This window comes from Pelatocladus sp. BLCC-F211, from assembly GCF_041928655.1.
Classification (GTDB): domain Bacteria; phylum Cyanobacteriota; class Cyanobacteriia; order Cyanobacteriales; family Nostocaceae; genus Pelatocladus.
This window is the reverse complement of sequence record NZ_JBHFLM010000078.1, coordinates 78,848-104,736: the sequence shown is the minus strand read 5'-3', so window position 1 is coordinate 104,736 and position 25,889 is coordinate 78,848. Positions and strand designations below refer to the sequence as shown.

Genomic DNA, 25,889 nt, shown 5'->3' with positions numbered 1-25,889 from the left:
ACAGCAGTTAATTAGTTTTTGGGGTATGAATTCTTACTTTTATTTTATTAATAACGATGAGACTCAAGGTGAAAAATTTACGCTACTTTACCACTAGACATAGGCGTGAAAATGAATGTAGAGACGTAGCACTGCTACGTCTCTACAAGGTTTCTGGATAACGCATATTTAATTTCTGGAGATGTCTACTGACTGAATAATTACTAATTCGTAATTACAGAATTACGGGTTAGATAATATACTAAATTAGCCATCGCTTGCTGGGTTTTCTTGTGTTCATCATTGTGCAAGGAGCGATCGCCATTGGAAATCCCCACAAATAAAGCGATCGCACCTCATACCAATTTTTAGCAACCTGTCTGAGCGATCGCGCTTTACAAATCAAGCGATTAATTTTAGTGACATTAGTAAAAGCAAACTCAAAAAATTTATGCAAATTTACCACTGACCGGAAACATCTTCCTGTTGCAAACCAATCAACTGTCGCCGTTTCCAAGCAAAGTTTAAAATATTAACTCCTAATTCCTGAGCAGTGCGAATAATCATTCTCGGTAAACTCAATTCTTGGTCGAGTCCCCAAGCGGATGCTAAATCACCAATTACTAAAATAATTCCTCCCCCTGTTAACAGTCGAATTGGCAGTTGATGAATTATGGGTAAAGCCGCAAATAAAAAAGGTTGTGTACGTAAAGGATGGTCTCGTCTACACTCTTCTAAGGGTCGCAAGGGTGATTCTAACTGTTGTGCTAAAGCTTGAGTACTTTCAATCAGAGCGTTAGCATCTGGCTGTGCATCTACCAGTAATACACCACCTTGATTTAAGTAACTTTTCAGTAATTCCAATTCACGACTATTGAGAGATAAGGCTTGTTTACCCGTAAAATACAGTAGGTCATACTCCTGAATCTGATGATCATTAAAAGTCACTTGACCCAATTCATCTGCACCTCGTAAATATGGGTACAGGGGTTCTACTGCTTGTAATAAGTAAGAAATTTGAAAAAAATTCCGGGCGCACTCAGGATCGTTATGATTTACCTGTGCCATGCGGACAATTGCTTGGGGACGTGCTTGTGCTTGACGCCGATAACGCAAATCAATATTGTTATAACCAGGGAAGAAAACATCTGCTGTTGGCGAAATTTTCACTGGTCCTGGTTGCAGCAGTACTCGACAAATTTCTACATCAGAATTGGGTGGTGTGGTACTTTTTTCATCAATGCGGAAAGTTTCTTGCACAACTTCCCGTTGGGAACCGTGTCTCAGTTCATCCGGATCTACATAACTAGCTATTAAATATACCATCACTGGTTCATTCCCAGTTACTTCTGTGGCAATCCGAAAGTCAATCGGATGGGGGACAATAATCAAATTACCAGCTATATTAATGGCAATTCCGGGCTGAATTTGTACCCAACGTTCATCTCGATATTTCGCTTCTATCTGTCGGGGTGCAGCAATAACTCTCACACCTAAACCACAGACTATTCCTGGTTGATTAATACATTGATAGTGAGCATTTTGTCGCTGACGATGATATTCATGCGCTCTACGCCAGCGTTCAGCATTAATTAATAAACCGTCTGATGCTTGTAGTCGTTCAAAGGGTTGAATCGGTGGTGGTGGGAAGGGATGAGACATAAAATTTTGGATTTTAGATTTTAGATTTTGGATTAATAATGAAAATTTAAGTTTGTAGTAGGCACTTTAGTGACTCCAATCAGCGATAAATCGTTGACTAGGAGCAAAATATTCTGCCAGTGATATATATAGGACTTACGCAATAACTCTCCCAAACTCTTATTTCTACCTTTCAGGAAGCCACTGCGTGTCTACGTGTCCTTTGTGTCCTTTGTGGTTCGTTTTTTCATGATTTTGCGTAAGTCCTAATATATAATAATTATTCCTGCAAATTTTCTATAAATAATTCGTAGGTGCTAAAAGCGGGTTTTTCTTGTTCTATAATGCGTCTAATTAATCTTTCATGAATGCTATGAGAATTTGGAGAACGTAACCGCACTACAAAGTGAAAAGCTTGTCCCCCTCCTAAAACTGCTGTTCCCAATTCTGCTTCTCCAATGACAAAAGGTTGACCAAAGGGTTCTGTAATACTGATATGTTTATCAGCTTCATTTGCTAAATGCTCATCTAAAGGTAAACCTGTATATAAATGTAAGTAGAGACGCAAACCCTTACGAGTACCGCGCCAACGATAAAGTTCTACAGCCCGACGAATTAAACGCCGTTGTTGTCTGAGATCCCAAATCGTGTCACTTTGCCAAGCAACCCAATGAGCTAAAAATGGTAATAATGCCCGTGGTGCTGTTAAAGGATCGAGGTTTGCCCACATGACATTAAAACTATCAATCACTGGTTGATAAGCCAGTTCCAATATTTTCATTAAGCGACCAATAAAGTCTACTTCCCGATACAAAACTGGCAAAAAATTCATGTAGTTACTGTAAGGACGGATATATAAACTAAACTCCTCTTGTTGAATATATTGTCTTTCACTGCCGATATTAATATGTATGGAAATCAAACAACGTAAATCGAGTTTTAATCGCTCTTTGGAGTCAGGAATAATAGCTTGCTGGTCTTCAAAAAATGTCGCGGGGACATGAAAATAAAGCACTGCATCCATGCTTTCTCCGGGAGCAATTTCGTTCCCTTCCATACCACCAATCTGACACCATTCGGTTGGAAATTCCCCTTCAATTTGCAAGTTTAATTGCAAGGGGTGTGGTTCTAAGTTTTGGATTTGCACCATCATCTCGCTAGGTTCGCCGGGATGCAATAGTAAGTCGGAAGCGGTGATATCTATGGTTTCACCAGTCGCAAATGCTAATCCTGCCTTTGGTACAGCCTCCGGGATACGCATCGGGGTCAATTGAACGCTTACGGATGGGGTGGAGCGACTTTGAACCATAGGATGATTCCTCAGCGATTGATGATATTAATGACATGGCTGGAGCGCAGACGATTATCAGCCCAAGAACACACCAAACCGTGGATACCCGGATCAATTAACGGTTCTGGTGATGATTGACGTATCCAATTATCTCCTTGTTTGCGAATGGGGAATAACAAAACCGCACCCAGATAGCGTACTCCAGGAGTTTGTTGCAGTAATGCCACAATATCTGAGGTATAAACTGGTCTGCCAAAGTCCCAACCTCTGCCGTCTAAGCCTCCGGTCAGGGGGTTTAAATATTTATACAGAGTAACTTTTAAATTACTCAAAATTTCTTGTTGTGCCAGGGGATTTTCATAGGCTGGTTCTAGAGCTATTTCTGTCTGTACGGCAACACCTACATATTCTGGTTCTTGCAGTTGGACTTGTACTCCCAATAACCGTCTTTCATCTAAGTAGTGTAGAATCTGTTGTCGGAGTCCAGAACTCAGGACAAGTTGCTCTGGTGTAATACCTATACCTTGGGTAATGGCATCGGTATTGGCTTGGGGAACCACTAGTAAAGATACTGTACCCGCTTGAGTTGCAGAACTGGCTGGTAAACACCTGACCCTGGCAACTGCGCCTGCACCAGCTTGTTGTGCTAGGACTTCAAAATCTTCTGCGGTGACTGCGCGATCGCGCGTCCGGAAAATTTGTGGCACTCTTAAAACAGCTTGCTCTAAGGATTCGGCATCCGCACCATTACTGGCGACTTTGTGGTTAATTACACTGGCGACATAGGGAACGGCTACCTTCAAAAATTGCAATGCCCCTCTTTGCACATTACCCTGTCTCCCCCCGCCTGTACGATAAGCCACCATGCGAATTTCTGAGCCGGAGGGGGGAACTGCTCCATATTGATATTCCAGGTTTTTACCCTCAATATCACTAATTTGCACTACTGTATCTTCGGAACTAGGGTGCTGGATTTTGGCACGGACGTTTGTTTGCCGTTTGAGTTGATTAGGTTCACGAATCAGAGGCCCAAACTGTACTGTCCCTGTGAGGGAATCAATGGTATAGTGCCTGTCATTGGCAGTGGAATCAGCAAAGTCTCTCACCTCTTGCCATCTCTGCGGTAATCCGACCGGGGGAGTGACCAGAATATACTCATCCTGGCGACGTTCTAGAATCGGGGCAGTTTGCAATTGAAAGGTTTGACCGGGTTTACCATTACTGATACCCAAGCGTTCATCCCGAATCAAGGTGCTGTGACTGGCTCTGACTGTACCACCAATTGACCGCACCCCTAAACCTGTAATGCGCGGTGGTCGGTTGTAACCTGATTGATTTCTTTCTGGGTTGGTAAATACACAGCGCAACCATCTACCACGATAAGTAGTAAAAGTAGTTACAGGAAAATCCTCTGGTAAATGTAGAATTACCTCTGCGCCTTGGGCGGGATTGCGACCTTGTTGGGCGATTTCATAAAAACTAAAACCTCTGGTTGTATCATCTGCTTCCTTTAACAAGACTGGTTTCCAGCTTTGTCCATCCCAAGCTTGCCACTGTCGAGGGGGTTGGTTGGGGTTGATACCTGTGGGGGTCGCTGCTCCTCCTTGGAATGTCACCGCTAACACATTGCTATCTAGGGAATCTTCTGAGTCAAGCACCAAGTAAAAACAATTACCCGGCTGTGGTTGTTCTTCAAATATTGGTTGTTCACTACCTACCCAGAAGCCATCAGATTGACGATTCCATAAATGGGTGACTCTTTCTCGTAAACTCTGAGGAGTATCTTCTAAGGTTTGGGCATTTAAGAAGTGCCGTAAATAAGGCTTACCTATAACTATAGGTGCATCGGTAGTAAAGGTAATTGCTTCGGTATTCTCTGTCCTGAGAGTAGCAACTTCTACTCCCGTCGGGATAGTATAAACCTCTGGTAAATTCGTGCTTAAATAAAAAGTTAATTCTGTGGTTGCTGGTGCTGGTGGTTGTAAACGAATGCCTAATAATTCCAGAAAAGCCACATAATTTTTACGCGGTACTTGGTTAAATCTGAGTAACATTTGGTCAGTCAACCAAGCAAATAATTCGATCAGCGTAATTCCCGGATCGCTGAGATTATGGTCTGTCCACTCCTGACAATAGCGGGGAATACGCAGAATACATTCTTCCACCAAGTCATCGAAGGTGCGATCGTCCAAGTTGGAAGATGGCAATTTTGGTAAAAAATCGAATTCCACTGTTACTCCGCTGCTGAAAGTAGGTAAAAAGGATAAACAAAACTATGAATATCGGGTCGGTCTTTGAGACGATAATTGATCATAATGTCCACCTTACCCCGCACCGGATCGGGGTCGGTTTGGACTTCAATATTAGAAATGCGTGGTTCCCAAACTTCCAAAGCCTCTAAAACATAAAGACGGATTTGGATGAGGGTTTCGCTATTGAGGGGTTCAAAGGTCAGTTCCGAAAGACGCGATCCAAAATTCGGTCGATATACCCGTTCTCCGATTCCGGTACGCAGGATAATCCAAATAGATTCTTTAACTTTTTGTGTTTGGGAACTGAGTTGTATTCCCCCTTGCAAACTCGAACCAATGGGAAAAGCCCAACCCTTCCCTAAGTAGTCCCGTTGCTGACTATCAACTCCCTCTGGCATTGAAACAGTCCTCGCAATCAGTACACACATCCAAGATATCGGGACTATCGCTATAAGTATATTGGCTAAAAGTCGAGTTTTAACCAGTTATCCACCAATCACAACTGTAAACTCACCCGCAGCAATCTTGTTGACACTCGTGGTTTCTTGAATAGTGTCTCCCATCCTACAAGCTGGCAGACCATTAATCAAAACGGTCTGACTACCATCAATCACCACACCTGCACCATCTGGAACTGCAACTTTCACTACAGGACAAGTATGGATATCAGCAGTAAAACTATTTATGAGGCTAGCCATATCCGCAGCTGCATCTTTGATTGTATCGACAACTTTTGCCGCCGCCGCCGCCGCCGCAGGCGTACCAGCCACCGCAGTTGCTTCTTCTTGGGCTTTGGTGATATTTTTGACTCCTTTTGCGAAGGTTTCAGCTAATTTTGCAGCTTGCGCTGCTGAAATACCCCGCCATGCTGGTTTTTTTCCGATCATAACATTAGAGCTACCGGGTCCCACTGATAAGGGGCTACCATGAGCTGTCATATCTCCTACACGTGCAGCAGGTCTACCAGGCATAAAACACTCCTTAATTCAGGAAAATCATTGCGCCGTTAACGGTAATTGTACCGTTGGCTTTAATCTCAATATTTCCTTGTGCTTTTAATGATAAATTACCTGTGGAATTTACAGATATTGACTTTCCTCTGTCGTCCATCTTAATTTTATGACCACCTTTGGTTTCAATTTCAATGCAAGCATCGCTGTCATTTAAGTAAATTTTATGTCCACCTGTGGTTTCTAGACGTACACCAGTTTTACTACCACCTTTATCTTCTTCCACAAACTGCAAGGTATGTCCGGTACGAGTCTTAAAGGTACGCAATCGTACTTTACCACCTTGGATGGTATCATCTACCTTTTCTGGGGGTGCATCTTTGCCATTCCAGACCCCACCAATTACATAAGGACGGTGGATATCTCCATGTTCAAACCCTACTAATACCTCATCTTCTACTTCCGGTAAACAGTCAAATCCTCGCATATTTGCTGCTCCTAAAGCCACAACCCTTGCCCAATGACTGGCGTGTTCTTCGGTCAGTGTAGGAAATTTTACCTTGACTCTGCCCCATCCTTTGGGGTCTTTGTTATCAGTGACAATTCCTACCAAGAAAGTTTGTCCTGGTTGTAGCTTGACAGGAGGAGATAGGGTGGTGAATAAGTTACCTCCACGCAACCCCCGCACACTGAATTCTGTGGTATAAATTCGCTGGTTATAAAAGTGGCGTGTTTCTGTAATATAGTACTTACCACTAAAGCGATCGCCCATTCCCTTGAGTTCAACTACCCTTCCTGGTCGAATTTTCGGGTTTCCTTCAGCTTTTGCGTCTGCATAAATAAACTCTCCTCCCAACTCATCACACAAAGCCTGAGCCATTTTTTCGGCTTGTTTGGCTGTAAATACGGGTTGATCCACAACCGTCATTTTGGGTGGTTTTCTCTTGAGATCAAATTCAGTGCTAGTGCTACTCCCTGGTTCGTTACCCGTTTCAGTTACTAAATTTTCTGAGCGGGCTGTAGAGGAAATTAACCTTTTTTGAGTATAATCCCAACTACGTACTTCGACTGCACTTACCTGTTCAGCACTTGTGATCCGGGTACTAAAACTACTGATATCAACTAACCATTTTAACTTTAAAGAATTTTGACTTTGTGGTTTCCGAAAATATAATTCTTGACCCTGAATAAATAATTCAAATCCTATGCGCGCTGCTCGTTCTCGCAAAAACTCCATATTAGTTTGGTTTTCTTGAAATACATATTCATGAGGTTCGCCACTTTTCTCTACATTTTTATTCGCCTTAATTCCAACTTCTTGAGCAATTTTTTTGACAATATCGCTATCCGTTTCATTTAAAAATGAACGATTGTAACGACCTCTATGAAGACGATGGGAAATATCATAACCACGAACTACAATAGGAGCCTCAGACTTTTCGTTGAAATTAACTTCAATGGCTGTAATTTCACCTTCAATTAGAGACTCATCGAATTCTTTTTTAAAATGTTCGTCTTGGGTAGTACTAGAAATAAAACCCAATTTAATTTTTCCACCAATTTGAAAATACTTTTGATGACGCCAAGGCTTATGTTCATCACGCTCTTTAGTGGCAGGAATATAGCTATTGTGTACAACAAGTGTAAATATTGCTGGTAAATGTAGACTTTCTTCCACAGTGACTTGTAACAAATCCTTGATTAATTCAATAGGAGCATCTTTCCAGCCTTGTCCGTTATCAAACTGTAGTTTTGGCTGGCATAAATAAAGATTTTGTTTAGGCATAAAAAGTAATTTCTTTATTCTAAATAAGTAAGATAGCGGAAATAATCAAATGTTTGTAGTAAGGACTTTAGTCCTCAAGAAAGGACTAAAGTCCTTACTACGAACTTCTGACGTTATTTAAGATAGTTTGGTTGATTCTCACCGAATTACTGATCATAAATTTATTTGATTTTATTTAAATTCATTCTGGTGAGGGAATTCTGCTATCTTTAAGGCGATTTTTACCTTTAGGAGCAGGTTCTTTACCTTTAGGAAGGTTTTTTTCATCAACCTCTTGCAAAGAAATCTCTACCATTGCTCTTACAGGTGTACCATCAGTCAGAAACATCGTTAGTGTGTAAGTTAAACTGTTCATAACACAGTGAAAATATTTTTCTTTTTCACCCCATGTAAATATATAAACGGGTGGACGCTTATCATGTTCTCTCTCGATAGTGGTTACACCTTGTTTGATAATGTTTATATACTTCATTACAGATTCTTTGGTTTCATAAGTATCAAATAACAATTGTTTCAGCGTAAATTTGTAAGGTTCCACACCAGAAAAATTTATTTTGGGTAATAAAGTAGTACCTCTATTACCTTGCTTGCTTTCCCATTTAACAGTTCGAGAGAAACTAATTTCTGTAGGGTTAAACATTAATTCAATGTTGTCTGCTTCACTGTTATAAGCTATGAGTTTGGCTTTAACCAGTTGTGGTGTTTTCTTTTGGGGGGTGATAATTGTTGGAGTTGTCATATTTTTTTCATAAAATAGTTACTGAAAATTACCAAGGTAAACGACCATAATAGATACCTTGACGTTCTCTTTCAATTTCTAAACGTTGTCGTAGTCGGTTATAAATTTCACGAGCCAATGTTTCTAATTCTGCGGAATCATCATCTTCTTCTTGTTCAAATGAAGGTTTTTCTATAATTTCAGTAATTGGTTCTGCTTCTGTAGCTAGTTCAGAATGAGTAACTTTTCCTCCATTATCAAAACTTTGTAATCGAGGTAAATGTTTTGGCAAAATATTTGGTATTGAGGATGATGATTTAGAAATATTATCATTATCTAAATCGGGTCTGTGAAATTCTATATGTTCAAAGTTAAATATATTCAATTCATCACTACCTCCATTTAGTAAATCTTCAATACTGTTCCATTGATAAGGTGTGTGAGTTACTCTTTGAGAGGGTGTATAAATGGGGGGTTTTGTGGAGCGGAAAATCAGAGGAGGTGAAGAGTAATTAGTTATGACTTCACTCCCCTCACTTCTGTGATTTTCAAAAGAATTTAGTGGTGAAGTATTCAAAACTGAAATTTGATGCTTGTCGATTTTTTGTCCCCAGGAAGGAGAAATAAGTGAATCAGAACTTTTTTGTTGAACTGAAATGTCTGGTAAAGATTCGACTTTCGTCGCAATTGATTCGATAGATTCTTGCTGTCTTTTTTCCGGGAGTTGAATTAATTGTGAATCAGGATAGATAAATTCTTCTGGTTCACCACCACTATTGATGTGTTCTAGTAAATCGAGATTTTCCTGTGTGTCCCTCACATTGATGACAAACTCTCCAGGAGTAAGCATTGCTGGTACAGTATCAGATGACGGGATTTGCTGATGATCTACATGCTGAGAGTTTTTTACCTGTCCACCAGTTGCATAACCCTTAATTGTGGGCAAAATTTCAATATCAGTTTGCTCATCAATTGCAAATAGTAAAAACTGTTCTTGTTTATTTGAACTGTTTGCAATATCTTGACTTTGAATTTCTGTAAAAGCTTCCGTATGAGTTTCAGCTAAGGTAAACTCAGATATTATACCGTTGTTCAATGAAGTTACACTTGATGATCCCCGTTCTTTATTAAGGGGGGATGGGGGGATCTCAAATGTTGCATCTTCAGATAGAAATGTTGGTGTTAATTGTTTTTCCTCACTAACAACATTACTAAATATATTAGGTGTTTTGACCTCATTATCTGAGGTAAATATATGGGAAATCGGTGTAATTTCTGCTGAATCTGAGATTAGAGGTGATGGGGATGCTTCTTGATTCAAATGAGTCTCCCCAGTTTCATTGGTTATGCTGTCTGAATTGATTTCACTTTGGGAAGAAATTAAGTTTTGGGTAAGATTTTCACTTTCCCCTACAACCTCACGGAATAAAGTAGGTGTGTCTGCAAAATTGGGTGATTGGGAAGGCTGATTTTCTCTAGAGTGAGTGGCGATCGCATCCCCTCTTAGTCTATTATCCTTTAAAAGTTTTGGTATAAATTTTGCTTGAGAATCTGTAATTTCATTCCCTTCCCCCTGCGTTAACTGGGGAGACAAAGTAGGAGTAATAGGTGTAGTAGATTCTGAAGATGTTTCTGGGGTTGGGGATATAGTGCTGTTGGTTACAGGAGAAGATAAATCGGTAACTTCCAATTCTCCTTTGTTTTCGACCTCGCGGAATAAAGTAGGTGTGTCTCTAAAGCTGGGTGATTGGGAAAGCTGGTTTTCTCTAGAGTGAGTGGCGATCGCATCCCCTCTTAGTCTATTATCTTTTGGAAACTTCGGTATAAATTCTACTTGAGAATCTGTAATTTCATCCCCTTCTTTATCCACTGTATGTGACGTGGGTATCGAGGATGAATGATCTTGATTATTTATGATGGAAAATAATAAAGATAAATCAATATCCTCTGGTGGTGGAGTAAAGTTAGTAGAATTAATAGAAATATCGGTTGTTTTAGGTTGCTGTTGATTTAATTCTTCCGTAAATTTTTTGATTTCTTTCTCTGGCGATGCTTCTAATGAGTCGCTTTGCGAATGTTTTTCTTTGTTTAAGCTATTTATCTGCAAGTTATCAGAATTCAGGGAAGATGGGGTTTGTAGGATAGAAAATGACTGTTCATCTGTTTTTATCTTTCTGAACAATGTAGGTTGTTCTTCAAAACTGGGAGAAGTGGGTAATTTTTGAATATTTTTATTTTCTACAGAGTCAATTGTGGTGCTGTCTAAGTTAATCTCTGTTTGTGTAGGAGTAATTTCTTCTGTGAAAGTGAGATTTTCAGTAAATTGAGGTACAGTAGGTAATATTTTCTCTGCTACTACCAATCCGCTTTCATTTGGATGAATCTGAGTGGTGATTTCCGGTAATATTTTTTTCGATTTCTTGATCTTGCTTGCAGCTTTGGATTTTTTATTTTTTGATTGAGAATTAGATTTTAGCTTGGATTTTGATTTATCTGTTTTTTTAGATATTGGTATTTTGGAAATATTTTCTCTATCTATCAAAGCATCATTAATCTTAGTTTTATTTTCTGGTTCTGTTGCTCTGATTTTGGTAAAAATATCTAGACTTTCAATATCTACATTATTATATTCACTTTGATTTTGAGCAATTACATCAAAATTATCAACCTCAATTGCTGAGGATTGTGCATCCCAATCCACAGGATTCCAGTTATCCCAAGCAATTTCAGATTGCTGTTTGCGAGCAGACAAAAATTTAGATGTTTGAATTAATGGAGATTGTAATGCGAAAGGTTTAATCAAACTAATTTTCCAAGATGGAAATTTAGACTCTCTACCTAAAAAGAGTCTGGAGGGCATAATTAGAGAATCAACTGCCCCTAATAAAGGTGATTTTATTCCCAATAGAGGTTGAAAAAGTCTCATAATTAGATCAATATTTTATTAGTTAGACTCGAAGAAACCCGTCTTCGGAATTCTGTTGGTAGTGTTTCCTCCTCCTTCTTGTTTTCCTATTTTTAATCCTTCATAGGCTAGGGTTAATTCTTCAATAGCAACTGCATTACCATCAGCTTGCAATCCTGGTGTTTTCCAAGCAATGGGAATAGCACCAATTAGAGTCCAACTCATCATGGTTTTACCAGCTTGATTGAAAATTAAAATGTTAACGTTTCTTCTGGATACTGCTTTTTTTTCATCAAAGACTTCATTCATCCAGATCCAAAAACCTGGATGGTCAGTAATACCACGTTTAAGAGTGACATCTGCAAATTCTGTTTGACCTAAATAAATACGTTGCTGGTCATTAACACCACCTTCATAGAGGATATTTTTTTTAATTTGCACGCTCAATCCCGTACATTCAGTGAAAGATGCAGCAATTTCCCCTTTGATTTCGACATAAAAACGATTGGTGGTAACAAAATTTAATTCATGGGATTCGTTGTTAGCCATCACAACCACCTTGGGTGACTGTAGTTATTTACCCTCTCCCGTTGTAAACGCAGGTCTTCCTGCAAAAGTTGATACACACGCTCGGTAAGGTTGGTCAATAATAAGGAATTGTTGAGATACTTACCTGCTACTGTTGCGGCTTTGTTACCTTGTGATGTAGCTGTAATACCGGCATATCCTGCGGTATCACCTACATCACCGATGGGTGCGAGAAAAGTTTTTCTAAGTTCTGTATTCATGACTAATATCCTCCTCACTTTAAGGCTAAAGCCATTGTCTGAGAATCTAAATTAGCCAAAGGTCGAACTTGTCTTCGAGGTCACTGTCACCCGGATGATAATTGTCTGGGTTTGGATCATTTATTGCTTCAAACCAACCCGCAAGCGATCGCACAGCCAAAATTTGGTAAAACTAAATTCACCAAGGATTACCAATCATGGTAAACGCTGCCCAATAATAGGGATGAGTAAGGGCTTGTTTTAATTTTGAATCTGGCGATTCAGGTGGTATCGTAACTACTTTTTCCCTAGTCAATAGTTGCCCATTTTCGATGCGGGTTTCTCCTTTGAGCATAGCAACTTGCGCTTGTCGTAATGCTTCGGATCTAATAGGAGCTGTTTTCAGGTGGTAATAAAACTCTGTCATTAATCCTAAAGTACCTGCATCGCTAACTTTCCACAAACTTGCTAGCACAGTTTTGGCTCCAGTTTGAACTGCTAGTCCTCCGAAACCTAACTCGGCGTCTTTATTCCCCAAGGCTGTTTCACAAGCACTAAGTACTAACAATTCTACAGGAGGACGTTTATTAGGGATTTCATACAATTGTAATTGGCGTAGTTCTGGTAGACGAAGCTTTTGATTCCACAGTTGGATGAAGGAGTTGTTAGCCTCTCCCTTGTTGAACTCTCCATGAGTTGCTAAGTGAATGATACCAAACCGCTGATTTTGATTTATAGATTTGAGATTGTTCAAAGTGAACGTTTGGTTGAGGAAAGACTTTCCACGCCAATTTTGTGCCACCAAAGACAACTCTTCAGGAACAGCAGGTAAAGGCTTTAACTCTTGAAACTTCGATGCTCCCATAGCTATTGCTTGGAAGTTTTTGATATCTGCATAGCGAGTATCAGTCAGGCTGAGGCTGGGTGTAAAGCCAATACTATACTTTTCTACCAAATAGTTTTTACCATCGTGGAGGGCTGCTAATGGTATGGAGCGTAATCCTTCATCAGTAATGAATAGCAAGTTATTAATGCCTTGAGCCTGTAAATCTGCTTCCAGGGGTTTTACCATCCATTTATATAGCTGTTGAGCAGGTTCCAAGTAATCTTCGTTCAGGGGATCACTCACAGCTTCTTGGAAATTTTGAGCAACCTTCAAAACCTCATCTCGCTTGGCTGTGGATACTAGTTTGCGAATCGGATCGCCTTTGCTAGTCACCAATACTACATCCAGTTGATTGGTTAAGGGAAGAAAAGTGACATAAATAATTGCAGGTTTCGTCCCAGTTGCTTTCTCTATCGGCAGTAAGATACTGCGTGCTTGATCTAGAGTTACACGACTGCGTTTATCCACGCTCAGATATGATTCATACTGACCTGTAAATGTGTCATCAATTGCAGCCGCTGCGGGATCAATTGTTATACGAGACAAGACATTGCCATTTGGTAAAGAAGGTCTTAATATCGGTTCACTAGGTTTTTGTAGGTCATTAGACTCTTTTTGTGCTATTGCTGCCTCAACATTAATTGTAATTTCTTGCCCGGAAGAGGAAACATTATCACTGGCACTGATCACAAAAGCTTTGATATTACCAATGGTTTTAGCTGGGGGTGTATACTCCAACTGGTCACTAGATGACAAAATTGTTCCTGGTGTGACTTCAATACCATTTCTTGTGAGTTTTCCAGCGAGAATACGATCTACACGCACAGAAATATGATCACCGTCAGCATCATTGACAATTAGCTTTAAATCTGCATAAGTAAACTTAATGGGCTGCGGTGGTTGAGCCAGTTTCGTATCAGGCAATTTGGTGTTTGCTGTCAGAGTCGGTGGGCTATTGATTGAAGTGATTGAAATCCTTGGTAGGGGATTCACTGTACCGCCATTTGGCAGGACGGGAAATGGCGTTGTGGGTAAGATTATTGAGGTATCACCTGCATTAATTGCTCCTGCTGTGCCGTTGACGCTGGCATCACCCACGGTGAATGGAACATTGTCTAGTCCGCCATTGTGTTGAATAGAGATTAAACCTGATGAAATACCTCCTCTAGTTAAGATGGTTGTATTGGCAGGGGGAGGCCCAAAGACAGGAGGTATGGCAGAATCACTAATGATTCCTGTTCCTTTAACAACTCCATTTGCAGTAATCTTCACATCCCCACCTCTGTATTCTCCACCGGAACTGAAAGCTTCGGTGTTAATGCTGATAAAATTAACATCCCTTCCAGATGCTAAGGTAACTCCACCAGCTTCAGTAGAGGTTATGGACTCACCACTAAAAGCAGAAGAATTAATTGCACCAGTTGTGATGTTATTACCAACGTTTAAAGTGACTGCGCCTCCTTTGGCTCTATTTCTGTTAGATCCTCGATAGAAGGTATCAATAGCGTCAGTTATGATGCTACCTCCAGCACTCAAGAATACTTCACCACCTTGAGCTTCGGAACCGACCACTACACTTCCAGAAGTATGGGTATCAATTTTTCCTGTATTGATATTACCATTTGTAGCTTCTAAGGTGACTTTGCCACCAGATTCACCAAATGCAGAAGAATTAATTGCACCTGTAGTAATGTTACCGTTAGCATTGAGAGCGATCGCTTCACCATTACCACTACTAGCAGAAGAATTTAGAGGGCCACCAACATTTATCCCACCATTGTTGCTAGTCAGAGTGATTTTACCCCCATTACCAGAAGAAATACTATTACTAGCAATTCCGGCTACAGTATTAATGCCACCATTGGCAATAATACTAATTTCTCCACCATTAGCATTCGCTTCACTAGCTATGCTGACTACATCATCCGAATTAACGGGATCAACAGGGTTGCCACTATTTCTCGAAAAAGCACGCTTTGCATTAAATGAGCCACTGGTGCGGATGTCAATCTTACCACCATTCCCACCGCCCAAATTTCTAGTACTAATGTGACCAACAGTGATAGAAGTTGGAACTAACTGATTCCCAATAGTAATGTTACCTGCGGACGTTGTCCTGTCGTTACGTGTAGTTAAGTCACCAACTATATCCAGAGTACCAGGAGTATTGATGTTTATGGAATCTGCAAGGATACTATAGCCACCGCTTGTAGTTCCCTGGATATTGATAGAACCTTGACGGGAAATTATATTGACATCACCATTTGTAGTACCGTCATTGAAACCAGCGAAGATAAAGCCTGTAGTAATATTACCTCTAGCGTCCAGAATTACAGGACCGCCACCACCAGAATTATATGTATCAATATTGCCGACTGTAATACTTCCCTCTGGTGATGGTGTTGAGGAAAGAGTGAAGCCAGAAGAAGTTGTGGGAGAACCCACGGAGGATAAACCAGCCCGTAAAATCAGAGCAGAACTGGTTGTCAAAGTGCTAAAGTCTGGATCGGAACTAGAGATTATACCTGGACTTTCTGGCGAGTTGATTGTAATGTTACCACCATTAATATTCCCCACCGCCTCTACTTTCAGCGCTGCACCCGTGTAATCACCAAAAGTAACATCACCACTAGATATAATAATTGGATCGTAAAGACTCACAAATTGACCTGGTTTTCCTGCCAAATTGAGAATCGAGAAATTGCCACCGCTAGTAAAGTGAGCATCCCCAGAAATAATACCATCGCTCACTAAGCTCAGATTCCCACTACTCTTGAATAGTGAGCCAGGGTGATTTAATGTCAAAATGTCAATGTTTTGATTTCCTTGGATGTATAAGTTACCCCCAGCTTGAGCCACAAAGGGATTAGTCACACTATCCCGTATCCTTACCGTATCTTCTGCTAGCAGATTCAAGTCCCCAGTGGTGTTGAGTTGACTTTCTACCGATGTCAAATTCCGCTTTGCTGTCAAGATTGCAGTTTTCGCAGTCACATTTCCCGTTACTACATCCCCATTCTGCACAGAGATACCCGAACCTGATAGTTGCACTGTCCCATCAGAGTTAACTGTGAGTTTATTAGCATTACCACCACCCCCTGCTGTTAACAATTGGGGTAAAGATAATATGGGCAAACTCCAAGGTTGGGCTTGATTATCACTTGATGAGGGTGGCTGAATTTCTAAACTTAAAGGACTACCTTCTTGACTCAACCGCACCAAGTTTTCCCCAGGTACAGCAGCGATGGTTATTTGTCCTTCTGGTGCTGAAACCGTTCCAGTATTAACAACTGTACCCCCTAGTAAAGTTAAATTTTGTCCCTGTCCTACAGCCAAGTCACCAAAATTCAAAATTGCCCCTGGTTCAGCCATTGAGAAGCTAAAAGCATCGGGATTCCCAACTAAATTTTGAAAATTATTAGCACCAGAAGCATTGAACCAATTTGAACCAAAACCAATACCGTTACCAGTAGTAGCTGTAAAAGAACCAGGTACATCTAACCTAGCGCTAGAACCAAAAACAATGCCTGCGGGGTTCATCAAGAATAGGTTGGAATTACCGCCGCTCACCCTGAGTAAGCCATTAATAACCGAGGGGTCGCCACCAACAACCCGACCAAGTATATTCTGAATACTAGGATTGGATAAAAAATTAGCAATCTGATCCGCATTTAAACCAAATTTCTGAAAGCTGTGAAAGAGATTGGCTCTATCTCCTGACAGTTGTCCACCAGTAATATCTATGCGATCGCCATCAGGTGTAACTACGGTATTCGTCCCATCACCCGCAGGCACAATCGATTGTGCTTGTACTGTTTTTATTCCTAGTAAGCTAATTAAAGGCAGTACACATAGCCACAAAAGAATATTTTTCACCAGAATCTGGGAAGGTTGCGGATTCTTTCTAGACCTTGGAACAGACCGCAAAATATAATCTTGATTCTGCCTGGGTGCTATTGGTTTATTCATAATTAAAATCCTATTTAAAATTAACTATGCACCTAGATATCAATTAGCAAGCATAATTAAGTTCAAACAGCACCAATAAACACATTGATGTTGGCAAAAATTGTGTGCAAAATTAATATTATTTTACAGTCTGATAGAAAAATTAAAAACTTTGAACTTATTGCTTGCAGAACAGATTGCATTTAAAAAAATTATCATCTTATGGATACTATTAATATTAAATTGTTTGCATAAATTAATAATTACTGGTGAGAGTAATTGTGATGATTGTCAAAAGTCAACCCCGATGATTTTCCAATACTTATCAGGTAAAATCAAAGTAAAGGAGACAGTAGCAATTCTCCTGAATAAAACTGCTTGTGGCAGTTTCTCATCAAGCAATTGTCATAGTTAGTGGCAAGGTAATTTCCTATTAGATGACACTTTCAAAGGTAAAAGTAAAAGCTAGAAGTCAGAATCTCAACTCCCGTAAATTTATATCCGGAATGTTTTGGTTTTTTTACAAAACCTGAGAAGGAATGCATAAAACTTAAATTTGCATCTTATAGAAGCTGTCGCGTCTACAAGTTGCACTTTTTGGAGACCGTAATCCTTGATATATCGAGAATGGTTTGGAAAAGTCAAGACGCGACAGTTTATTTACTGGGCGTTGCCAAAAACTTAATTGAGGAGTAAGGAGTTTATGAACAAATTTAAATCAACCACTAAATTATTCTGGCTTGCTCTGACTGTTGGTAGTGGTTTTATATTCAGCAGTGTCTTAGGATTAACTCCAAGTTATTCAGCGCCCCAAAAAGATATTACAACCTTTGATTGCATTCGCCAAGGTAACTACTATGCTACGGTTGCCCGCAGAGGTAATCGGACTACTTCACCGATGATTACTTGGAAAGACACCTCTATTAAAGACTGGCCGCCTCAAAAACGTTGTAGCGTTGTCAGTGGCAAGTTAACCAAGGCTGTATCATCACAAGGTGGTAGATTACGGACATTACGACTGACTCATGGAACTGTTAATTCCCAGCCGGTAATTTGTTATATTACCCACGTACAGGGAGAGTGTAATGATCAGAATTTGTTACTGACATTGAAGCCATCAGAACGAGGTCGAGAAGCCGAAATTTTACAACAATTGATGAGTTTCAGTGTCAAAGGTACGGGTGAACCTCTATCACGCTCGGTAGAAGGGCGAACAATAGTAAATTTGGGATTAGCAGCAGAGCAAATGCTGAATCAGCCAGGTAATAAAATTCAACCTTCTACGACTCCTGTGACTCCATCTGGGCCATCTCAGTCCATAAATTCACCTGTTGAGGAAGATAACAGCATTTGAAATATACATGGCGGTTGAAGATTCTATTTTCGATAACTAAATGTTGTATAAACAAAAACTGTTATTGCTAGTAATTTCAGCAATAGTAGCTGTGGCGGGAGGGGGATTGATACTGAAATTGATGCCAGCACAGTTCTCAATGCCAATAAACCAGTCAATCCCTAACCCTAATGTCACTTCAGGTGTAGTACCAGAAGAGAAGAATTCCACATTAGAATACATTGCCCAGGAAGTTACAGTCAGGATTTTAACGGAACCTGGTTCTGGTTCTGGGGTGGTAATTGATCGTCGTGGTCAAAATTATACAGTTTTAACTAATCGTCATGTAGTGGTTAAAAGTAAAGGCAATAGCTATAAAGTTCTGACTGTTGATGGTCAGATTCATCCTGCACGTTTAAAATCTGAGCCTAATTTCCAGGGAATTGATTTAGCTTTAGTGGAATTTGCGAGCAAAATCCCTTATCCAAAAGCCAAACTGGGGAATTCCAATACTTTATCTGTTGGTCATAAAGTCTATGCTACTGGATTTCCCAATTATCGTTTGATTAATAAAGATAATATGGAAGATACCCGGAATTGGGGTAGGAAAGCTTTTCGGTTTACCACAGGAAAAATAGCTAGGATTTTGCAGCGCTCTTTGCTAGAAGGTTATAGTTTAGGCTATACCAATGAAATCGAACTAGGAATGAGCGGTGGTCCGGTGTTCAATGAGAAGGGTGAAGTTGTCGGGATCAACGGTCGATTAAAGTACCCAATCCAAGGCATAGATGCATTTACATTTGTTGATGGTACAAAGCCTTCTATAGAAGAGTTTGAAAAGATGGAGTCTTTAAGTTGGGCAATCCCTATTTCTAAGTATCGGCAATTAGCTGAATAATCATCATCATCAAATCAAAAATTGCAGAAAAACTTGGATCACCCGATCGCAAAATTATAATTCCAGTCGCCTGACCAAAGCTGATCAAAACTAATAATGGAAAATACTGCAATCAATGCCAGCGTTTCAACTCAAAAACTCACCTTTCAACCAGGTGGTTCTCCAGCTTCTTTTGAGGTGACTGTCAGCAATGACAGCGACCAATTTGCCAATTTTCAACTAGAAGTAACCGCACCAGGAGAAAATCGCAGTTCAGGATATCGCTGGTATAGATTGTCACCGGAAGTTGCAGCGGCTCAACCCCACGGCAGTACGACTAAATTCCAAGTGATTATTTTAAATACGCCTTTACCGGGATTTGTGGGGACTGTAAACTTGACGGTGAGAATTTTTTCGCCGCAGTTGGGACAGGAACGCAGACTTTTAGTGCGTCTTCGCATTGAGGCAGACCGCAGACCATCCGTTGTCAGTGTGGAGTTACCAATAAGACAGTTTCAAGTTTATCCCCGCAATACCGTAGATATACCAGTAAGGGTACGGAATTTAGGTCAACAATTGGTGGAAATAGTGCTGCGTGTTACAGGTATAGATCCATATTGGCTAAAAGACAGTGGGGAACGCAGATTATTTTTAGATCCTGGGGGTAGCACAGAAATCACCTTCCAATGCCAACCCCCTTCTGTGATGCAAGCACTCAGTCAAAATTATCCCTTTAATGTAGAAGTTATCAGTCAGAATGTTCCCCCAGCTAAGGCTGAAGGGAGTTTAGAAGTTTTACCTGTGGGCTTTGTAGAGTTTACCGCTAAACCAAAACTGCAAAAAATACCTGCGAAAAGAGGATGGTTGCCCAACTGGAAATCCCAGGTAGCTTGCTTTGAATTATTCTTTAAAAATGATAGTAATCTTTACCAACAAGTTAACGTAGAGGTTGGGGGTAAAGATAATCACAAATGTAGTTTTCGGCTGTTTCCTGAAGATGCCAACCTCGGTTTAGGAGAGACAAGCAAAGTCCTGCTAGAGGTGAAAACCCAACGTCCTTGGATCGGAATTGGTAAAAATTTATACGTGGAAGCTAAAGCAGTTCTCTTTGACCAACGTTTGGGTAGCACAGACCCAGCAACGCAGTCACTGGAAGTGCAGGTTTTGCCTGTATTACCACTGTGGTTACAGGTAGCTATTTTGGCACTGCTGGCAGCGTTATTGGCATGGTTACTCAGACAACCAGCATCTATCAGCCACACTGCTTTGGTTAATTCGGTGCGTTTTAGTGGTGATGCAGATACCGTTGTCAGTGGTGCCGATGATTGTACAATTAGGCGTTGGCATGTGCGAGGAAATACCTTAGAACCTTATGGTAAGTTTTCTGGTGATGCGATCGCCTGCGGTAACACACAAAAGCCCCAAGGTTTGTTAGGCATTCCCAATCAAGCTGTGAGTGTTTTAGAATTTATGCCTGAATATAGCGATCGCATTGCTGCGGGGCTAGAAAATGGTGTAATTGAGTTATGGAATGTGAGGACAGCCGAAAATATACTTAAACTCAGAGATAGTCAAGATGTAACTGCTGATCGGGTATTTGACCTCGCATTTACGAAAAACTCACTTTACCTATTTAGCGGTCATGGTAGTGGTAAAGTCAGGGTGTGGATGCGACAACCACCCAATAGTGATTTTCAAGGAGAGCCACAGCAAATTCTTGACCTGAAACAGCAGCTGCAACTCAATTTTCAAGTCCGGGCTTTAGCTATCAACTCAAATCAAACAAAATTAGCGATCGCTGGAAATTATAAGCGTTTTATCTTGTGGGATTGGAATCAACCTCAATCTTTAGCAGTCCAAAAATTAGCAAACTTAGACAAAAAACTCAGTTCTGGACAGGAGGATTATCTTTGGGGATTAGCCTTTGCAACCAATTCTCCAGAAATATTAGCCACCGCTGATTCTGATGGATATATTACCATTTGGGATTTAAATCAATGTCAACTGGTGACAGAAACGACTGTACAGGAACAGCCAAGAGAGTTAAATTGTGATCAGCAAGGAGTGCGCGATCGCTGGCTTGCTAGTCAGGGATCTGTGCGTAGTATTGCTTTTAGTGAAGATGGTTCTTTGCTAGCCAGTGCTGGAGATGATGGTAAAGTGCTGGTGTGGATTTTAACACCAGAATATAAACTCGACAAAACCAAAGCAGCGACAGGTAAACAAATTTACAAAAGCCCCAAGAAAATTAACACCATTGACCTGAAGACAGGTAATCAAAGCATTATGATTGTCAGCGGTGGTGAGGATTTTCAGGTCAAACTACACCGACACCGTCTCAGATAAGCGAGTATACATGGAATGTACAGCAAATCCAGCCCCCTGAAAGTGATTATCAATCCACCAGGTATTCAAAATGGAATGCCGGGAGATATGCTGGAACTCCATGTAGTGGTTATGAATCAAGGGGATCAAAGCGCACTTATTGATTTATTTTTTGACGAAGCATTCCAAAATTTTACTTGCTCCAATATTTCACCAAGAGAACGTGTAGCACTTGCTTCCCAACAAAGTACCGAGGTGAGCTTTCAGTTTCAAATCCCTGTTGATAAACTACCGGGTACTTATGATTACACTCTGATTGTAGATGCTCCCGAACATTATCCCCAAGATACACCCATACAATACCCAGGCGAAATTAAGGTGCTGTTAAAACAACAGACCGTAATTCGAGAACATGACCCCACATTTTCACTCCAGCCAACTACCAATCCCAGCAATCCCCTAATTTATAAACTTGGTGAAACTTTGCAAGTAGTGGTGACAGTTGACAATCGCTCCAGACGGGTAGACCGTTTCCGCTTAACTTGTCCGGATTTAGAAGCAGAATGGTTTACAATCCGTTACCCGACAACTGGATTGGAAGGTGTAGGTTTATTCTCTGGAACCACAGCATTAGAACTCAACCCTAGTGAACAGCGTCAAATTTGGCTACAATTTCATCCCCCCGCAGATGCGTTAGCGGGAACTTACTCTCCAACTATCCGTTTATTTTCAGAAAATTCTCCAGATTTAGTCTTGCTGGATTTAGTGTATATCCAAATACCGCCAGCTTATCATCTGGATATTGAACTAAATACCATCTTGGGAAAAATTAGCTACAGCCCTGGCAAATATACAATCAAGCTTGCTAATCCAGGTAATACTTTACGCCAACTTGCTCTCAGTGCCAAAACTCAGGAAGAAGAGGAATTGTGTACCTACGAATTCATCCCAAATCAGGTAAGATTACTACCAAGCAAAAGCACTGTAGTCAATTTGGCAGTTACCCCTAACTCTTGGTGGCGACGACCATTATTTGGTGCTGGACTTGTGATCAACTTTCAACTTGAAATTCAAGACCAACAAGAATTACCCCTACCGGAAAAATTACCGCAAGGAACTTTAATTTGGAAAGCCAGACCTTGGTGGCAATTTTTACTTTTAATACTAGTAATTTTAGGCATAATGACCGGAATAGGGTTAATTGTTTGGAAAATTTTCAACCCTGAACCATTGAAATTGGAAGATTTTGGCTCAAGGGAACCGAGAATCAATGAAGGCGATCGCGTACTTTTGAATTGGAGAATCAATAATTTTGAGCAATTGCAAAAACTAGTATTAACAACAAAAGGATCAGTACCCACCCCCCCAAGAGAGTTATCCCTCGAAGAATTAAGAAAGGAAAATACCAGTGGAGACACTCCTTGTAAAAAAGAAAGGCAAGTTCTAATTTGTACGAATTATAAAACTGAGGCTAAAGAACCAGGTAAGTATACCTTTGAATTGAAAGCTTTTTCTCGCCGTAAAAATGCAGTTACTTCTCAAACAACAGAAGTAGAGATAGTTGCTAAACCGGAACCAGAGATCATCAGTTTTCAATCAAATCAACCTACTTATGAGAACAATGAAACTATACTTTTGAATTGGACAATTAAATATCTAGAAAAACTAGCAGCAATAAGAATTATTGCCAAGGCAGACAATGGGACAATTTCTAAGGAGAAAATTATTACCTATGAAGAAATTAATCAAACTGGTATTTGTCCACAAGAAAAGCAACAATTAACCTGTAATAATTTCTCCATAGATATTCTGCCAGCAGGCAATTATAATCTTCAATTAATCACTGTATCTAAATCTAAACAACAACCTAGTTCTAGCTCATCTCCAATTAATATTAAAGTATTACCAAAGCCACTAAAAATTGTCTATTTTACACTCAATGGGACTGGGACTGAAGAACCATCAAGAGTTCTGCAAGTAGGAGAAAATTTAACTGTTAGTTGGAAGGTAGAGGGGGAAGAAGATATTCAGGTTGAACTTACTCCTTATGGCACAGTACCTCCAGAAGGTAGTAAGCAAATTCAAGTCACTCAAGTATTGCCACCTCAAATTACACTAACAGCAACTGATAAGCATGGTCAAAAGGAGAGCAAAGTATTTTCAATTCAAGTAGAGCCGACAGTAGAATCTACTCCTGAAGTTAATGATCAAGGTTTTTAGTTGCTGGCGATCGCTCGAAATTTTTCCGTTGCTAAAACTAAGTTCAGATTCTAAAATCAAACCATGTGATTCTCTATTCTCTATTATTAATATATTTTACTCTAAGTTTTTATTTGGGAGAATAGAAAATGTAATTTGCGATCGCTGCTGCTGTTGCCATATTAGTTGCAAGTAGAACTTGATTAATGTTGCATAATCTTAACAGAGCTTCTTCATTTGCTTGTCCTGAGTGGGGTTGCAGAAAATCTCTCAAGAAAATAACTGCTAAGATATCTCCTGAATTAACTAATGAAGCTATTGTTTGATATCCTCCAGAAATTTCTGAGGGAATTTCTTGACTAATAGTAATACCAGTCTGTTGATGTATTCTCTCACTAATAGATGACCATGAAATAGTGCGGCACTGAGAAAACAAATCTTGATGCTGGGAAACAAATTCAACTAGTTCTGATGTTTTAGTATCGTGAGCAATAAGTACTATGTGTTTTTGTGTTAGTAATTCAGGAGTTTTGATTGTGCTAACATCCTCAGTAATTGCTTCAGGAGATTGAACAATTTCCTCTGGTGTGGGAATTTCTTCTTCTTCTTCTTCTACAACTTCACTGACAACTTCAGGAGGTAAAATCATTTCCCCCGACTTGGGAATAATTCCCTCCACAACTTCACTGATAGCTGCACTTGGTGGAACCATTTCTTCGGCTTTGAGAATCTCTTTAACATCTATTGGCTTAGTTTTTAACAGCCAGGGATCTATAACCTTAAACACTGTTTCTGGTAATTCTTCTTCCTGTTCTATCTTCAGAAGAAAATCCCCAATGCGGATACTATCACCACTATTTAACAGATACTCTTGATTTTTTTCTACCAATTCATCGTTAACCATCGAACCATTTCTACTACCAAGGTCACAGAAATAATAATTTCCATCCTTAGTAAATAACTTACCATGATGCCGACTTACATCAAGACTATCTAACACTAAACCAGATTCTGCCGAACGACCTATTATGCATTCACCTGTTATTTTCATGGCTGATATCAGGTCAAATTCTTTTAATTCAGCTAATGTTTCTGAATTACAAACTTTGATTTTCATAATAATTTTTGGTTAATTTTATTAATCTCTTCTACCCAGCGTTGCCGTGTAGTATGTTCTAAATTCAATATTTCCTCTTGTGACCAATGAAAATGATAAGCAATAAAAGCTACCTCCTCATACAACTTATCTGAGGGGTAGCTTATAACTCCCCCGCAAGTTCTAGTTGTACTGCAAACTGAGCATTACAATGGGGACACTGAGTTAATATATGTGCATCTCCTTGTTGGTTAATCCGATTGTAAAATTCCCGGAGATAAGATATATCAAGGATGACTAAACCTTCGAGTAAATCGGGGCTAACATAATTTAAGCTACCTAGACGAATAATTACCCGCGAAAGCATCATCAAAACTCCATAAGCAGGATTTTCTTGAAATTTACGTTCTTGTTGCACTAGAATTTCGTCTTTGGCTGTAGCTAAACGCATCACCCCATGACGATGTACGCGGTTTTGAGCGTCAACTAAACCTTTAGGTAAAGTAAAGCTAAATTCAGTACAAAGATGATCTTTACGGCGCATAATTAAATAAAACTGTTTTCAATTATGAATGTAGAGACGCGAAATTTTGCGTCTCCGCAGATGAATTAATTGTTTCTTTTGGTAATGAAGTTTCTCCCTCCAAACAATTAATTTGACGATAAAAATCCTGCAAATAGTTTAAATCTTGAGTAAAAAAGTTTTCTACTATCATCGGGGAAATTTCTGTTAAAGCCCCCAAGCGAGTAATTACCCGCGACAAAATAATAATTGTGGCGTAGGCTGCATTAGATTTTACTCGTGGATCACGTAGAGGTGCAATCTCATCTATCGCTGTCGATAGACGCATTACACCCTTGCGATGAAGATTACCGTCAGGGTCTAAATAGCCCTTTGGCAATGTAAATTCAAATTCTGTAGGAAACATATTCCTC

20 protein-coding genes are annotated in these 25,889 nt (G+C 40.0%); 4 read left to right on the top strand and 16 right to left on the bottom strand.

Annotated features, from left to right (window positions below):
* Positions 1-241: 241 nt before the first annotated feature.
* The 12 genes from ACE1AT_RS09640 to ACE1AT_RS09585 form a co-directional block, all read right to left on the bottom strand.
* Positions 242-445, bottom strand: a complete 204-nt coding sequence (locus ACE1AT_RS09640) for a hypothetical protein (RefSeq protein ID WP_374867662.1) — start codon at positions 443-445, stop codon at positions 242-244.
* Positions 439-1,641, bottom strand: coding sequence for a DUF4159 domain-containing protein (locus tag ACE1AT_RS09635; protein ID WP_374867660.1), 1,203 nt, complete (start codon positions 1,639-1,641; stop codon positions 439-441). The genes ACE1AT_RS09640 and ACE1AT_RS09635 overlap by 7 nt, the downstream gene beginning before the upstream one ends.
* 259 nt (positions 1,642-1,900) lie before the next feature.
* Positions 1,901-2,929 (bottom strand): phage tail protein, encoded by a 1,029-nt coding sequence (locus tag ACE1AT_RS09630; RefSeq protein ID WP_374867658.1) that lies wholly within the window; start codon positions 2,927-2,929, stop codon positions 1,901-1,903.
* 11 nt (positions 2,930-2,940) lie between these two features.
* Positions 2,941-5,142, bottom strand: coding sequence for a putative baseplate assembly protein (locus ACE1AT_RS09625; protein WP_374867656.1), 2,202 nt, complete (start codon positions 5,140-5,142; stop codon positions 2,941-2,943).
* 2 nt (positions 5,143-5,144) lie between these two features.
* Positions 5,145-5,561, bottom strand: a complete 417-nt coding sequence (locus ACE1AT_RS09620; protein ID WP_374867654.1) for a GPW/gp25 family protein — start codon at positions 5,559-5,561, stop codon at positions 5,145-5,147.
* Between the two features lie 87 nt (positions 5,562-5,648).
* Positions 5,649-6,134, bottom strand: a complete 486-nt coding sequence (locus tag ACE1AT_RS09615; RefSeq protein ID WP_374867652.1) for a PAAR domain-containing protein — start codon at positions 6,132-6,134, stop codon at positions 5,649-5,651.
* 10 nt (positions 6,135-6,144) lie between these two features.
* Positions 6,145-7,899 (bottom strand): VgrG-related protein, encoded by a 1,755-nt coding sequence (locus tag ACE1AT_RS09610; RefSeq protein ID WP_374867650.1) that lies wholly within the window; start codon positions 7,897-7,899, stop codon positions 6,145-6,147.
* Positions 7,900-8,080: 181 nt separating this feature from the next.
* A complete protein-coding gene (locus ACE1AT_RS09605; protein ID WP_374867648.1) occupies positions 8,081-8,638 on the bottom strand; it encodes a hypothetical protein in 558 nt (185 codons plus the stop codon).
* A 28-nt stretch (positions 8,639-8,666) separates the two neighbouring features.
* Positions 8,667-11,420, bottom strand: a complete 2,754-nt coding sequence (locus ACE1AT_RS09600; RefSeq protein WP_374867646.1) for a hypothetical protein — start codon at positions 11,418-11,420, stop codon at positions 8,667-8,669.
* Positions 11,421-11,561: 141 nt separating this feature from the next.
* Positions 11,562-12,071, bottom strand: coding sequence for a phage tail protein (locus ACE1AT_RS09595; protein ID WP_374867644.1), 510 nt, complete (start codon positions 12,069-12,071; stop codon positions 11,562-11,564).
* Positions 12,071-12,310, bottom strand: a complete 240-nt coding sequence (locus ACE1AT_RS09590; protein ID WP_374867642.1) for a hypothetical protein — start codon at positions 12,308-12,310, stop codon at positions 12,071-12,073. The genes ACE1AT_RS09595 and ACE1AT_RS09590 overlap by 1 nt, the downstream gene beginning before the upstream one ends.
* A 178-nt stretch (positions 12,311-12,488) precedes the next feature.
* Positions 12,489-17,144 (bottom strand): CHAT domain-containing protein, encoded by a 4,656-nt coding sequence (locus ACE1AT_RS09585; RefSeq protein ID WP_374867640.1) that lies wholly within the window; start codon positions 17,142-17,144, stop codon positions 12,489-12,491.
* A 682-nt stretch (positions 17,145-17,826) separates the two neighbouring features.
* Between ACE1AT_RS09585 and ACE1AT_RS09580 the strand changes: the two genes are divergently transcribed.
* The 4 genes from ACE1AT_RS09580 (at position 17,827) to ACE1AT_RS09565 (ending at position 23,878) form a co-directional block, all read left to right on the top strand.
* Positions 17,827-18,477 carry a COP23 domain-containing protein gene (locus ACE1AT_RS09580; protein ID WP_374867638.1) on the top strand — a complete coding sequence of 217 codons (651 nt, stop codon included), beginning with the start codon at positions 17,827-17,829 and terminating at the stop codon, positions 18,475-18,477.
* Between the two features lie 40 nt (positions 18,478-18,517).
* On the top strand, positions 18,518-19,354 hold the full coding sequence (locus tag ACE1AT_RS09575) for a serine protease (protein WP_374867636.1): 837 nt from the start codon (positions 18,518-18,520) through the stop codon (positions 19,352-19,354).
* Positions 19,355-19,450: 96 nt separating this feature from the next.
* Positions 19,451-21,679, top strand: a complete 2,229-nt coding sequence (locus ACE1AT_RS09570) for a hypothetical protein (protein WP_374867634.1) — start codon at positions 19,451-19,453, stop codon at positions 21,677-21,679.
* Positions 21,680-21,694: 15 nt separating this feature from the next.
* Complete coding sequence (locus tag ACE1AT_RS09565; protein ID WP_374867632.1) at positions 21,695-23,878, top strand: hypothetical protein; 2,184 nt, start codon at positions 21,695-21,697, stop codon at positions 23,876-23,878.
* 109 nt (positions 23,879-23,987) lie between these two features.
* On the opposite strand, the gene ACE1AT_RS09560 is transcribed toward ACE1AT_RS09565, so the two are convergent.
* The 4 genes from ACE1AT_RS09560 to ACE1AT_RS09545 are packed head-to-tail and all read right to left on the bottom strand — an operon-like array spanning position 23,988 to position 25,882.
* Complete coding sequence (locus ACE1AT_RS09560) at positions 23,988-24,974, bottom strand: FHA domain-containing protein (protein ID WP_374867630.1); 987 nt, start codon at positions 24,972-24,974, stop codon at positions 23,988-23,990.
* Positions 24,971-25,099 (bottom strand): DUF6760 family protein, encoded by a 129-nt coding sequence (locus tag ACE1AT_RS09555; protein WP_374867628.1) that lies wholly within the window; start codon positions 25,097-25,099, stop codon positions 24,971-24,973. Before ACE1AT_RS09555 ends, ACE1AT_RS09560 begins: the two co-directional genes overlap by 4 nt.
* Before the next feature lie 17 nt (positions 25,100-25,116).
* Entirely contained in the window at positions 25,117-25,497 is a 381-nt protein-coding gene (locus tag ACE1AT_RS09550) for a phage tail assembly protein (RefSeq protein WP_374867626.1), read from the bottom strand.
* Between the two features lie 22 nt (positions 25,498-25,519).
* Entirely contained in the window at positions 25,520-25,882 is a 363-nt protein-coding gene (locus ACE1AT_RS09545; protein WP_374867624.1) for a hypothetical protein, read from the bottom strand.
* Between the last annotated feature and the right edge of the window lie 7 nt (positions 25,883-25,889).